Source organism: Pseudomonas sp. NPDC089422, assembly GCF_044749405.1.
In the GTDB taxonomy this organism is placed as follows: domain Bacteria; phylum Pseudomonadota; class Gammaproteobacteria; order Pseudomonadales; family Pseudomonadaceae; genus Aquipseudomonas.
In genome coordinates this window covers 1-13088 of the sequence record NZ_JBIVHW010000018.1, presented here as the reverse complement: position 1 = coordinate 13088, position 13088 = coordinate 1, and the positions used below count along the sequence as shown (strand labels likewise).

The window sequence follows — 13088 nt, the reverse complement described above, 5'->3', positions numbered from 1 at the left end:
ACCAGCCATAAGGCCACACGCATACTTGAGCAGGGCAGCCCATCATGCACATTTCGACGTTTAGCCATCACTTGATGTTTCTGATGTTGTTCATCGCATCCGTGGTCAGCTGGCTTTATCTGTGGCTGGTGGGTTTTCTGCACCCCTCAGCGGCGAGCGGCGACTGCCCGATACTCAAACCGGACGCCTTGACGGTCCTGGGGCTGCTGTTGACCCTGGGCTGCGCCGTGCTGGAGTTTTTCAGCCCGTTCGAAGGGGTCACACTGTTGATCGTGCTGCTGGTGATCGGCCTGATCATGCCCTGGGGAGGTGCATGGGGCGGCCGGTATCACGAGCGCTTGCGCGCTCGCAAGTTGTAGGCACCCTCAACTGCTCTTCAATGCCCGAGGTACACCAGCACATAGTCGTTGTTGTCGAAGCGTCCACTGATTTGCGGCTGCAGCGCTTGCATCGGCGTGCCATGCAGGGCCTGGAAGTCGTGTCGATCCATCATCAGCCACGCCGGCCCCTGCACGGCCTGCAGTTGTGTGGGGGTCTCGGTGAACAGCGGTTGCAGGTCCTGGTCGAGGTTGACCATGAACTTGATGGCCTTGGCATCCTGGCCCAGGCGGTGCAGCACCAGCGGGGCAGGTTGCTGCGAAACCTGTGCGAGCACTGCCTGGGTGAAGCTGCGGGTGTCATACAGGCGACGCTCTACCGGTTCGAACACCGCGACATACACCAGCCACAACGCCATGACCGCACAACCGGCGCTGACCTCGGCACGCCAGCGTGGCTGCACGAGGCGCGACAGCGCCCACAACTGCAACGCCGCCAGCAACACCATCAGTACCGTGATGGAACCGGTTTCTTCGGGGAATCGGCGCTGAGCCACCAGCACGGCAATCATCATCAGCCCCGGCATCAGCAGCCACAGCGCCTGGATTGCACCGCGCAGCCAGGCAAACATCCGCCCCTGTGCCACCTGGAACGGGTAAGCGGCGATGATCGCAACCATCGGCAGCATCGGCAGCAGATAGCGGGCCTTCTTCGCCAGGGGGATCGACAGCCCGACCATGACCAGCAACGCGGCAGCCGCGCAGTAACCGACCAGACGCAGTGCCGACCCCTGCAACTGCGCACGGCCCAGCCACGCGGCAAGCAATGCCAGCAATGCCAAAGGATAGGCCAGCGCATAGTTGCCCAGCGCGCTGGTGAAGTAGTACAGCGGGCTGCTGGCGCCCTCGCTGCCGTCCATGCGCCCCATGAACTGCATGCGAATCACATCATCCAGAAACGCCTGGCCGCCGCTGGCCTTGGCCAGCCACAGCAGCAGGCCGACGCTGGCGACCAGCAGCAGACTGGCCAGCACACCAAAGTGCAGCATCCGCCGCCATTGGCCCGTCAGCAGGTAGTAGCTGCACAGCATGCCGGTCGGTACCACCAGGCCGATCGGCCCGCGAATACCGAACCCCAACAGCAACAAGGCGAACACCAGCGGCCAGCGCCGCCCGGCAGCACGCTGGTCGTGGGCGTAACCCAGGTAGAACACGCTGAAGGCGACGGCCGCCAGCATGAGGTCCTGCGACACGGCCCGGACTTCGCTGACGAAGGTGACGGTCAGCAGCAGCAGGGCAATGCTGCTCCATGCCCAGCGCAGCGATAACGGCGCCAGCAGCCGGTACATCAGGGTCACGATCACCGCGCCGGCGATGGCACTGGGCAGCCATGCGCTCAAGCTGTTGACTGCCCCGAACGGCAGTGACAGCAGCCAGATGAACAGTGTCGAGAGCGACGTGTAGTCGGCATAGGGCTGGCCGTAGGTGGTCGGGAACACCGTCGGGCCGTGGCGCAGCATCTCCTGGGCAAACAGCACGAAGCGTGAGTCGAAACCGATCGGCGCCTGCCCATACACACCGACGCAGAACAGCAGCAGCGCCAGCAGCCCTGCAAGCAGGGACTGCCGGCGAATGGTCAGTGGCAGTGTCTTCACGCTGCTTTCGAACCCTGGCGGGGCAGTTGCGGGGAAACCGGCAGCTGGCAGGAATCGCCACGGCCGATCGGGAAGTACTTGAAACCTTTGCGCGACAGGCGCTCGGCGTCATAGAGGTTGCGCCCGTCGAAGATCACCGGTGCCTTCAGGCGTTGCTGGATCAAGTCGAAATCCGGCGCCTTGAACTGTTGCCATTCGGTGCAGATGATCAACGCGTCGGCGCCAGACAGCACCGATTCCGGGGTCCCCATGAGCATCAATTTCTCTTCGTCCGGATACAGGTGCTGGGTTTCCTGCATGGCCTCGGGGTCGAAGGCCCGCACGCTGGCACCGGCCGCCCACAGCGACTCGAGCAGCACCCGGCTGGGGGCGTCGCGCATGTCGTCGGTGTTGGGCTTGAACGCCAGGCCCCACACGGCAAAGGTCTTGCCGGCAAGCTCGCCGTTGTAGAACGCATGGATGCGATCGAACAGCTTGTGCTTCTGGCGCTCGTTGATCGCCTCCACCGCCTGCAGCAGGTCGCTGGAGCAATGCACCTGCCCGGCACTGTGGATCAGCGCACGCATGTCCTTGGGGAAGCACGAGCCGCCATAGCCACAGCCTGGGTAGATGAAGTGGTAGCCGATGCGGGTGTCGGCACCGATGCCCTGGCGCACCGATTCGATATCAGCGCCCAGGTGCTCGGCCAGCTCGGCGATCTGGTTGATGAAGCTGATCTTGGTGGCAAGCATGCAGTTGGCGGCGTACTTGGTCAGCTCGGCGCTGCGCAGGTCCATGAACATGATGCGGTCATGGTTGCGGTTGAACGGTGAGTACAGGTCGCGCATGACATCGCGCACGTCGTCACCCTCGCAACCGATGACGATACGGTCCGGGCGGCGGCAATCGGCGACGGCCGAGCCTTCTTTGAGGAACTCCGGGTTGGAGACGATATCGACGCGCAGTTCACGGCCATTGAGTGCAGTGTTGATATGTGCGCGCAGGGTGTCACCGGTGCCGACCGGTACGGTGGACTTTTCGACCAGGATCAACGGCTGCTGGCGGTGGCGGGCGATCGCGTCGCCGACCGACAGCACATACTTGAGATCCGCCGAACCATCCGGGCAGGAGGGGGTGCCGACGGCAATGAAGGCAACGCGGCCATGCTCGACGGCCAGCTTTTCATCAGTGGTGAATTGCAGTCGGCCGCCCTCCAGGCCTTCGCGCACCAGGCTCGAAAGGCCCGGTTCGAAGATGCTGACATGGCCTTGGCGTAACAATTCGACTTTCTTCTCATCGACATCCATGCACACCACATCATGGCCGACCTCGGCCAGTACCGCGGCTTGCACCAGGCCGACGTACCCGCTACCAAACACTGTAATTTTCATGGAGCACTCCTTAATGCGGGCGAACGGGCCGGACGCGTATTGATCGTAATGACGCCGAGCATGACCAGTGCCACGCCCAGTGATTTGCTCAAACTGAAGGATTCGTCGAACAGCGGCAGGCTGGCCGCCAACAGGTAAACCAGGGCGTAGCTCAAGCTCAGCAGCGAGTAGGCACGGCCCAGCGGCAGGTCGCGCAGGGCCAGCAACCAGCAAAGCATCGACAGGCCATAGGCGGCGATCGCCGCCAGTACCACGGCAACGGCGAGGGCATCGATGCCCTGGCCGGTCAGCGTCGATAGCCACTGGCCGGGGTGCGGCAGGCGGGTCATGCTCCAGCGCATGGCCAGCTGGGCAGTGCTGACCAGCAGCACGCTGCCCAGGGCAAAGCTGATACCCAGGCGCTGATTCATGATTGCTGCCCCAGCAGGGCCACACCGGCGATGACCAGGGCTACGCCCAGCCAGTGACGGCGATCGACCGGTTCATGGAAGCCGAAGCGGGCGATCAGGGTGATCACCACGAAGTTCAGGCTGAGCATCGGATAGGCGATACCCACCTCCATGCGCTGCAGTACCAGTAGCCAGACCAGCAAACCGCTGCCGAGGGCCAGCAGGGCCAGCCACAGCCAGGGCGAACGCAACTTGTCCGTCCACGGCCCCGCTTGCCCACGCCAGCCTTCCACGGCGAACTTCTGCGCCACCTGGCCCAGGCAGGTCAGCAGGCAGGCGGTCAACAGCAGCAGCCAGCTCATGGCGATACTCTGGGCAGAATGAGGATCACCATCTTGCCTTGTTGGTAGCGGTTGCCATCCTCGGGCAGCAGGGCAAGCTCCCGCTGCTCGTCTTCACCCTTGACCCGCATCACCACCGCGACCGTGCCAGTGCGGCGGGCGTCATCGACCCATTGGCGTACATTCTTGTCGCTCAAGCGGCGGCCCTGACCTTCCGGGGTCGCCAGGCCGTACTTCAGTTCGCCGACGGTGTTGTAGAACGCCACGTTCGGCTGTTTCAGGCGCCAGGCCAGTGCCGATGCCGCGCCGAGGTCATTGCTGATCAGGTGAGTGGCGCCGGACAGTTCGTCGAGGTGCTGCAGGATGAACTGGTCGGGCATCTTGTTGCCTTCCACCGACTTGGGCAGTGCCGCCGGCAGCAGGGCCATCAGCAACAGGCTGCCGGCCACCGGGGCCGCCCAGCAGCGTAGCGGTGACAGGGCCTGGGTCAGGCTGGCCATGGACCACCCCAGCAGCGCCACGCACATCAGCAGCAGGCTGGTCAGTTCGTGGTCATATACAGGCTTTTTCAACTGCAGCCAGGCCAGTGCAATCAGGGCAACCGCGCCCATCACCAGGTTGAGCCAGCCGTTGATCCCCAGCGCGCGGCCTTGCTGCAGGCGCAGCCGTTCTTCCACTGCGTGGCCGATCAGCAGAGCCAGTGGCAGCAGGCACGGGAAGATGTAAGTCGGCAACTTGCCCTTGCTCAGGCTGAAGAACAGCAACGGCATCAGCAGCCACAGCAGCAGGAACACGACCTTGGCCTGGGTACGGCTCTGCCAGGCCTGCTTCAGGGCCGGTGGCAGCATGGCGATCCAGGGCAGGCTGTAGGCCACCAGCAGTGGCAGGTAGTACCAAAAGGGCGCGCTGTGCTGGGCATCGTCACCGGCAAACCGGCGGATGTGCTCATGCCAGAAGAAGAACCGCCAGTAGTCCGGCTCCTGGACATGCACCGCCAGCACCCAGGGCAGGCTGACGACGATCGCCACCACCACGGCCACTGGCCCGTATACCAACAGTTCGCGCCAGCGTTTCTGCCAGAGCATCCACGGCAGTGCGATCAGCACCGGCAGCAGCCAGGCGAGAAAGCCCTTGGTCATGAAACCCATGGCACAGGCCAGCCCCAGTACCGCCCAGGCCGCCAAGCGCTGGCCCTTGCTGCGGCTGTCCACGGCGAACCACAGGGCCACCAGGCTGAGGTTGACCCACAGGGTGAACTGCGGATCGAGGTTGGCATAAACAGCCTGGCCCACCATGACGCAGAAGCTCATGTAGATCAGGGTGCAGACCAGGCTCTTGCGCGGGTCGTTCCACAGCCGGCGTGCCACCAGGTAGCAGAGGATCAGGCTCAGGCCGACGCTCAGTGCCGAGGCAAAACGCACGCCGAACAGGTTCTGGCCGAACAGCCCTTGGCTGAGGGCGATCATCCAGTAGCCGGCTGCAGGTTTTTCGAAGTAGCGCAGCCCCATGAAGTGGGGCGAGACCCAGTTGCCGGTCAGCAGCATCTCCTGGCTGACCTGGGCGTAGCGGGTTTCGTCGGGGATCCACAAGCCATGGCCGCCCAGTGGCAGCAGGAAGGCCAGCACGAACAGGCCGAGCAGCAGCGGTAGCGTCCAGCGTCTGCTCATGAGCCTTGCACTCCCAGCCAGCCCTCACGGCCTTGCAGGATGCCGCGTTGCACACTGGCAACGGGCAAGGTGTCGAGCGAGGCGGGGAGCAGCTCGCCCAAGGGTTTGAACATAATCTCGCGCTGGCGTGCATCGGCCAGCAATTGGCGGAAGTCCTGGGCCATCAGAATCCCTTCTACCTCTGCATGGATGGTGTAGACGTTGAGTGCCTGAGGGCGGAAGCGCCCCAGGATGAATTCGTTGAAGTGCGCGGCAGCCACCTGTGGGCCGACGACCTCGTCGAAGGTCGGCAGGTCCACCGGAATCTGTGGCGCCCCTGGCGAGCCGTCGGCCAGGCGAGGACGGAACAGGCCAGTGCCCCGGCAATCGCTGTTGTAGCGAAAACCAAAGGCCTGCTTGGCCTCGATGACCCGCTCGTCCGCGCGCCAGCCGGCGACGGCCGAACAGTCCACCGGTGCGCCGAGGATGTCACTGAGGGTGTCGACGCCCTGACGGATCTGCACGGTCAGTTGCGCCATGCTCCAGTGCCCGGCGTTGGCCTGCCAGCCGTGGTGGTCCCAGGCGTGCAGACCGACCTCGTGGCCGGCGTCGCGGGCCTGACGCATCAGGTGCCCGAGGTCGCGGCCAATCGGCTTGCCGGGCCAGGCGGTGCCGGCCAGGAGAATGTCCCAGCCGTACAGCCCGGCGGCATTGGAGCGCAGCATCTTCCACAGGAACTGCGGGCGGATCAGGCGCCACAAGTGGCGCCCCATGTTGTCCGGCCCGACACTGAAGAAGAACGTCGCCTTGACCTGCGCCTCGTCGAGCAGCTCCAACAGGCGCGGCACACCTTCACGGGTGCCGCGGTAGGTGTCGACATCGATGCGCAAACCTGCCTGCATCAGCGTGCTTCTTCTGCCGGACGGGCCTTGAGCTCATGCATGGCTTCACGCAGGAAGAAGTCCAGCGTGTTGCCGATGGTTTCGCGCATCTCCACGGTCGGTTCCCAGTTCAGCAGGCGCTTGGCGTTGGCGATGCTCGGCTTGCGGTGGGACACGTCCTGGTAGCCGCCGCCGTAGAACGCCTTGCTCTCGACGTCGCGGAAACCGGCGAACGGCGGGAAGTGGCTGCGCAGCGGGTGGGCTTCGAACTGACGCAGCAGCTCTTCGCCCAGCTGGCGGATGCTGGCTTCGTTGTCCGGGTTGCCGATGTTGATGATCTGGCCGTTGCAGGCATCGTTGTCGTTGTCGATGATCCGCGCCAGGGCCTCGACGCCGTCGGCGATGTCGGTGAAGCAACGCTTCTGTGCGCCGCCGTCGAACAGGCGGATCGGTGTGCCTTCCACCAGGTTCAGGATCAGCTGGGTGATGGCCCGGGAACTGCCGATACGCGCGGAGTCCAGGCGGTCCAGGCGTGGGCCCATCCAGTTGAATGGGCGGAACAGGGTGAAGTTCAGGCCTTTCTGGCCATAGGCCCAGATGACCCGGTCGAGCAACTGCTTGGACACCGAGTAGATCCAGCGCTGCTTGTTGATCGGCCCGACCACCAGGTTGGAGGTGTCTTCGTCGAAGTTCGGGTCCTGGCACATGCCGTAGACTTCCGAGGTCGACGGGAAGATCACGCGCTTGTTGTACTTGACGCAGTAGCGCACCAGGCGCAGGTTTTCTTCGAAGTCCAGCTCGAACACGCGCAGCGGGTTGCGGGTGTATTCGATCGGCGTGGCGATGGCCACCAATGGCAGCACCACGTCGCACTTCTTGATGTGGTACTCGATCCACTCGGAGTGGATGCTGATGTCGCCTTCGACGAAGTGGAAGCGTGGATGGTTGCGCAGGCGCTCGATGGCGTCGGAGCCGATGTCCAGGCCGTAGACCTCGTAGCGCTCGTCGCTGAGCAGGCGCTCGGACAGGTGGTTGCCGATGAAACCGTTGACGCCAAGGATCAACACCCGGGTGCGCCGAGCGCCGCGGCGGGCGTCGGTGCCACGCAGCAGTGAACCTTCGACCAGGCCCAGTTCATTGGCCAGTTGCGGGCCGCTCAGGTACAGACCGTTGTCGTTGCGCTGGCCGGCATTGATCACCAGCGAGTCCTCGCCACAGGCAATGCGCAGCGGCTCGGTGCTGATCACCCGGCCAGGGGCCAGGCCGTCGTTGCCCTTGACCACGTCGGCGCTCCAGACGATCAGCTTGTGCTCACCGACCTGGCAGAAGGCGCCAGGGTAGGGCTGGGTCACCGCGCGCACCAGGTTGAACAGGGTTTCGGCAGGCTGCTGCCAGTCCAGGCGGCCATCGGCCGCGGTGCGACGGCCGAACACCGTGGCTTTCGATTCATCCTGCGGGGTTTCACTGACCTTGCCCTGGCGCAGGTTCGGCAAGGTGTCGCGCAGCAGGTCGGCGGCGGCGGCGCGCAGCTTGCCATGCAGGCTCAGCGCGGTGTCGCTGCGTTCGATGGCCACCCGCAGCTGGGCAACGATGGCGCCGGCATCGGCACGCTTGACCATACGGTGCAGGGTCACGCCGGTTTCGGTTTCACCGTTGACCAGCACCCAGTTGGCCGGTGCACGGCCCCGGTAGCGCGGCAGCAGCGAACCGTGCAGGTTGAACGCGCCTTTGCGGCCGGTGGCCAGCAGCGGTTCGCTCAGCAGGTTGCGGTAGTAGAACGAGAACAGGTAGTCGGGGTCGAGCTGGCTGATGCGCTCGACCCACAGCGGGTGGTTGACGTCTTCCGGCGCATGCACCGGGATGCCTTTGCGGGCACACAGCTGTGCGACCGAAGCGTAGAAGGTGTTTTCCTTGGGATCGTCGGCATGAGTGAACACTGCTGCGATGTCATAGCCGCTGTCGAGCAGGGCTTCAATGCCGGCGCAGCCGATATCGTGGTACGCGAAGACAACTGTTTTTGCACTCATGAGTGAACCTGACCAGAAGTAGAAGAATTGAAACCATCAACGGTGGCGCTTTGGGCCGGCACAGGCGGCGGACCGCTGCGCAGCACTTTTTCGATGAAGAAGCGCGGGCGGGCGCGCACGTCGCTGTACATGCGCCCCAGGTACTCGCCGAGCAGGCCCATGCCGATGAACTGGCCACCGGTGAACACGAACAAGACGGCGAACAGCACGAACAGGCCGTTACCGGCCCAGCCCGGGCCAAACGCCAGGCGCAGCACGATCAGCCCGAAGGCGAACAGCACGCCAAGCGCGGCCATGCTGAAACCGACGATGCTCAGCAGGCGCAACGGCGTGGTGGTCATGCAGGTGATCAGGTCGAACATCAGGCTGATCAGGCGCATGGGGCTGTACTTCGAGTCGCCGTGTTCGCGCTCGGCGTGGTGCACGGTGATCTCGGTGGTGTGGCGGGCGAAGCTGTTTGCCAGGATCGGGATGAAGGTGCTGCGCTCGCGGCAGGCGAGCATGGCGTCGATCACCGTGCGCCGGTAGGCGCGCAGCATGCAGCCATAGTCGCTCATGGCTACGCCGGTGGAGCGCTTGACCGCGTAGTTGATCACCTTGGATGGCCAGCGGCGCAGGGCCGAATCCTGGCGGTTGCTGCGCACCGTGCCGACCACGTCAAAGCCGCGTTCGGCTTCGGCGACCAGGCGCGGGATTTCTTCCGGCGGGTTCTGCAGGTCGGCGTCGAGGGTGATCACCACGTCGCCCTTGCACTGTTCGAAACCCGCCATGATCGCCGCGTGCTGCCCGTAGTTGCGGTTGAGAATGACCGCCACGAACGGGCTGTTCTCGGCCTGGGCGGCGTCTTCGAGGATTTGCGCAGAATGGTCGCGGCTGCCGTCGTCGACCAGCACGATTTCATAGGGATGGCGCAGCTGCTGGCAGGCTGCGCCCGTGCGGCGCAGCAGTTCGGGCAGGCTTTCCTGCTCGTTGTAGACCGGGATGACGATGGATACGCAATGGATCGGATAAGGTCTCACGAGCGATTTCCCACAAGCTGTTCAATGGCGGTGACGACCCGGTCGAGGTCGTGGTCGGTCATGTCGGGGAACAACGGAATGGAGCACAGCCGCGCCGAGTTCCATTCGGTGTTCGGCAGCGAGAGTTGTGGATCACGCTGGCGGTACCAGGTGTGCAGGTGCGTGGCGATGAAATGGATACCGGTGCCGATGCCGCGCTCCTGCAGGCCTTTCATGAAGGCTTCGCGGTCCAGGCCACAGCGTTCGCTGTCGATGCGCAGGATGTACAGGTGCCAGGCGTGCTGCTGCGGATAGGCAGTCGGCACGGCCAGGGGCTGCACTGGCACGCCTTCGAGGCGTTGCTGGTAGCGGGCGGCCAGCTCGGTTCGGCGGGTGTTGATCGCGTCCAGGCGCTTGAGTTGCACCAGGGCGATGGCGGCGTTGATGTCGGCGAGGTTGTACTTGAAGCCTGGCTCCATGACCTGGGCCTGGGGCTTGCGGCCATGGGTCATGCGATCGTAGGCATCGACACCCAGGCCGTGGAACTTGAGCATGCGCACGCGGCTGGCCAGGGCTTCGTCGTCGCTGACGAACATTGCGCCTTCGGCGCAGGTCATGTTCTTGATGGCATGGAACGAGAAGATTGCCGTGCCACGGGCCCCGACATGGCGGCCCTTGTAACGGGTGCCGGCGGCATGGGCGGCGTCTTCGATGACGGCGATGCCATGTTTGTCGGCGAGTGCGTACAGCGGGTCGAGGTCGAAGGCAGCGCCGGCGTAATGCACCGGAATGATGGCCTTGGTCCGCGGGGTGATGGCTGCCTCGATGCGCGACGCGTCGGTCATCAGGGTGTCGCGATCGACATCGACGAACACCGGCGTGGCACCGAGCAGGGAAATCATGTTGGCCGTGGACACCCAGGTCTGCGACGGGGTGATGACTTCATCCCCCGGGCCGATACCCAGTGCCAGCAAGGCGATGTGCATACCACCCGTGGCCGATGACAAGGCTACCGCATGGCGGCAACCGACGTACTGCGCGAACTGCTCTTCAAGTGCCTGGTTCTGTGGCCCGGTCGTAATCCAGCCCGAACGCAGGACTTTTTCGACAGCCGCAATTTCTTCTTCGCCCATACTCGGACGAGAGAAGGGGAGAAACGCCTCACTCATGAGCACCTCGGTGATACAGGAAAAATGACAGAACCCATTGATTTCATTGGTTCAATTGCCAGCGTAGACGCAAAGGGATTTTTTGCATCCTGTGCACAGGCTAAAAGTTGCTGTGTTGCGCTAAGTCAGGTTTTTTCTGCGAGGCTCAGTCATCCATGCCGTAGTGATTGTCAGGGGCTTATCCGGCCAAGGTTATGCTCGATTTTGTGAAAGAAGTATTAAAAAAGGGTCGCATTATCATTAGATTGCAAGGTCAGACAGCTGAGGTTCAGGTTGCTCAACAAGTTTGAACGTACCAACAAATTGGATACGTATAAACATCCATTCGGATGGATGTAGAGCGGTGCTTGTAGTTGACCGAAAAGTCCCCGTTAGTTACGGCCTTACAGAGCAACCGGGAGCCTGGTCTAGGCTTTGGGAATATAAGCCACGCTTTGATCATCGCGTGCGTGCAGCCATTGCTCGCCACGGCTGGGCCGGGTGGTGACGACCTGATGGTCACGATCCAGGTAGCCAAAAGGGGGCACCTCGCCGTGGCGGTAATGCGCGACGATGATCGTGCGCTGCGGGTCCCAGTGCTTGCCGCTGGTACGTTCCAGCCAGGCCATCAAGCGGGCGGTGTCGCCACTGCGCGGGTAATCCTCGGTCTGCGCCACATAGTAGAAGGGGGCACCACCCGTTTGGAGGTACATCGGCACCTTGTTATCCACCTCGACCATGACCAGCTGCCACTGCGCCAGGGGTGCCTGACGGCTCGCCTGCTTACGCACGGCCTCGCCGAAGCGGATCACGCCGCCGCCGCCATTGCTCCAGGGCACCAGAATGCCCAGCACCGCCATCAGCAACACCGCGGTGACCGCGAAGCCGGCCTGCAGGCGCCGCCCAGCGGCCTCGCGCAGGGCCATGCGCCGGGTGATCCACCAGGCACCGAGCAGTTGCGCGAACGGCACCAGCGGCAGCACGTAGTAGCTGCGCCTGCTGCCACTGGCGGTGAAGAACAGCATCAGCAGGCCAAGACCCTGAACCAGCCAGCGGGTATCCGGCTCGATCTGTCGCCAGTGGCGCAGGGCGACCCACACGGCAATGATCCAGCAGGGCGCCCAGGGCAGGGTGTAGACCGGCAGGTACACCAGGTAGGTGTAGATCGGCCCGAGGTTGTCGAATGGCTGGAAGAACCGCACCACGTTTTCCCGCAGCACCAGCCCCAGGCCGCTTTCGCCGTAGTTGGGCGCGCCGTACAGGTGCGAAAGTAGAAACGGCAACATGTACAGCGCTCCGGCCAGCAACAGCGCAGCCAGCAGGCGCAGGTTCAGGTGGCGGCGCCAACGGCCTTCACTCAGCAGGTGCGGTAGCAACACCAGGCCTGGCAGGATGAAGCCGATCAGGCCCTTGAACAGCGAGGTCAACGCCAGCAGCCCGAAGAAGCCGACATAGCGCCAGAAACGGGTATCGTCCGGCCCACGCCAGTACCACCAGACCGCTGCCAGCACGCCGCACACCGTCAGGATGTCAGCGGTGGCGACCCGTGCCCAGAACACGAAGTAGAAGGTCGTGGCCAGCATCCAGCCAGCCACCAGGCCGGTGCCTTTACGGAACAGGCGCTCGCCGAGCAGGTAGATTAGCCAGACGCTGAACCACGCCGCGATGACGGAGGACATGCGCAGTGACCAGGGGCCCAGGCCACCGGTCAGCCAGGCGCTGGCAGTGATCAGCCAGTAGGACAGCAGGGGTTTGTCGTAATAGGCGCCACCCTTGAGGTACGGGTCAAAGTAGTCGCCGCTTTGCAGCATCTGCAGGGCGATGTTTGCCCAACGGGTTTCTGCACCCCATAGTTCGCGACTACCCAGGCCGAGCATCAATAAGACGGCGGTAGTGGCAAGCAGTAACAGCAGCGCGCGTTGATCGGTTCTTCTCTGATGCATGGCTGACTCTGCGGGCAGGCAAATTGTCGGCGAATCCTAGGCAGCAAAAAGTGCGAGGGCAGTGAAGAATTGGTGAAAAAGTTGCAGAATAGTGGGCGGAGCACGCTCTTTATATAACTAAACTAAATGAATATTTAGTGTAGTTATAACCAGATTACGGTGGCATTCAAAGACAGGAGCGGGCGAGCCAGACCGTCAGGCCGCCACAGGCCGGGTCTTCCACGATGTGATCCAGGGTTACGATACCATGGTTCTGCAGCAGGCTTATATATTCCTGTTGTCCCGTCCTGAATAAGGTTTACACCTCCCATCCCGAATTTCCGGAGAGTCAGATGGAGCAAGGTGTAAAGCGCACACAGCGTGATTACTCACT

At 63.2% G+C, this 13088-nt stretch carries 11 protein-coding genes; 1 reads left to right on the top strand and 10 read right to left on the bottom strand.

All coding sequences use genetic code 11. The features are described 5' to 3' along the window. Positions 1-83 precede the first annotated feature (83 nt). Positions 84-359 (top strand): hypothetical protein, encoded by a 276-nt coding sequence (locus tag ACIPZ8_RS25870; RefSeq protein ID WP_400729424.1) that lies wholly within the window; start codon positions 84-86, stop codon positions 357-359. 17 nt (positions 360-376) lie between these two features. On the opposite strand, the gene ACIPZ8_RS25865 is transcribed toward ACIPZ8_RS25870, so the two are convergent. From ACIPZ8_RS25865 to ACIPZ8_RS25820, 10 genes are all read right to left on the bottom strand, one after another. Further along, positions 377-1972, bottom strand: coding sequence for an ArnT family glycosyltransferase (locus tag ACIPZ8_RS25865; RefSeq protein ID WP_400729421.1), 1596 nt, complete (start codon positions 1970-1972; stop codon positions 377-379). Further along, positions 1969-3342, bottom strand: coding sequence for a UDP-glucose dehydrogenase family protein (locus ACIPZ8_RS25860; RefSeq protein ID WP_400729418.1), 1374 nt, complete (start codon positions 3340-3342; stop codon positions 1969-1971). Before ACIPZ8_RS25860 ends, ACIPZ8_RS25865 begins: the two co-directional genes overlap by 4 nt. After that, positions 3339-3752: a 4-amino-4-deoxy-L-arabinose-phosphoundecaprenol flippase subunit ArnF gene (arnF, locus tag ACIPZ8_RS25855; protein ID WP_400729416.1), complete on the bottom strand. Its 414-nt coding sequence runs from the start codon at positions 3750-3752 to the stop codon at positions 3339-3341. The genes ACIPZ8_RS25860 and arnF overlap by 4 nt, the downstream gene beginning before the upstream one ends. Next, the gene (gene arnE / locus ACIPZ8_RS25850; protein WP_400729414.1) at positions 3749-4093 is read right to left on the bottom strand and encodes a 4-amino-4-deoxy-L-arabinose-phosphoundecaprenol flippase subunit ArnE; all 345 of its coding nucleotides are present in this window, start codon (positions 4091-4093) and stop codon (positions 3749-3751) included. The genes arnF and arnE overlap by 4 nt, the downstream gene beginning before the upstream one ends. Next, positions 4090-5739 carry a lipid IV(A) 4-amino-4-deoxy-L-arabinosyltransferase gene (gene arnT / locus ACIPZ8_RS25845; RefSeq protein WP_400729411.1) on the bottom strand — a complete coding sequence of 550 codons (1650 nt, stop codon included), beginning with the start codon at positions 5737-5739 and terminating at the stop codon, positions 4090-4092. Before arnT ends, arnE begins: the two co-directional genes overlap by 4 nt. Continuing rightward, positions 5736-6620 (bottom strand): 4-deoxy-4-formamido-L-arabinose-phosphoundecaprenol deformylase, encoded by an 885-nt coding sequence (arnD, locus tag ACIPZ8_RS25840; protein ID WP_400729408.1) that lies wholly within the window; start codon positions 6618-6620, stop codon positions 5736-5738. The genes arnT and arnD overlap by 4 nt, the downstream gene beginning before the upstream one ends. Next, positions 6620-8626: a bifunctional UDP-4-amino-4-deoxy-L-arabinose formyltransferase/UDP-glucuronic acid oxidase ArnA gene (gene arnA / locus ACIPZ8_RS25835; protein ID WP_400729405.1), complete on the bottom strand. Its 2007-nt coding sequence runs from the start codon at positions 8624-8626 to the stop codon at positions 6620-6622. The genes arnD and arnA overlap by 1 nt, the downstream gene beginning before the upstream one ends. Continuing rightward, the gene (gene arnC / locus ACIPZ8_RS25830) at positions 8623-9645 is read right to left on the bottom strand and encodes an undecaprenyl-phosphate 4-deoxy-4-formamido-L-arabinose transferase (RefSeq protein ID WP_400729402.1); all 1023 of its coding nucleotides are present in this window, start codon (positions 9643-9645) and stop codon (positions 8623-8625) included. The genes arnA and arnC overlap by 4 nt, the downstream gene beginning before the upstream one ends. Further along, positions 9642-10793 (bottom strand): UDP-4-amino-4-deoxy-L-arabinose aminotransferase, encoded by a 1152-nt coding sequence (gene arnB, locus ACIPZ8_RS25825; protein ID WP_400729399.1) that lies wholly within the window; start codon positions 10791-10793, stop codon positions 9642-9644. The genes arnC and arnB overlap by 4 nt, the downstream gene beginning before the upstream one ends. Before the next feature lie 407 nt (positions 10794-11200). Continuing rightward, positions 11201-12715 carry an ArnT family glycosyltransferase gene (locus ACIPZ8_RS25820; RefSeq protein WP_400729396.1) on the bottom strand — a complete coding sequence of 505 codons (1515 nt, stop codon included), beginning with the start codon at positions 12713-12715 and terminating at the stop codon, positions 11201-11203. Between the last annotated feature and the right edge of the window lie 373 nt (positions 12716-13088).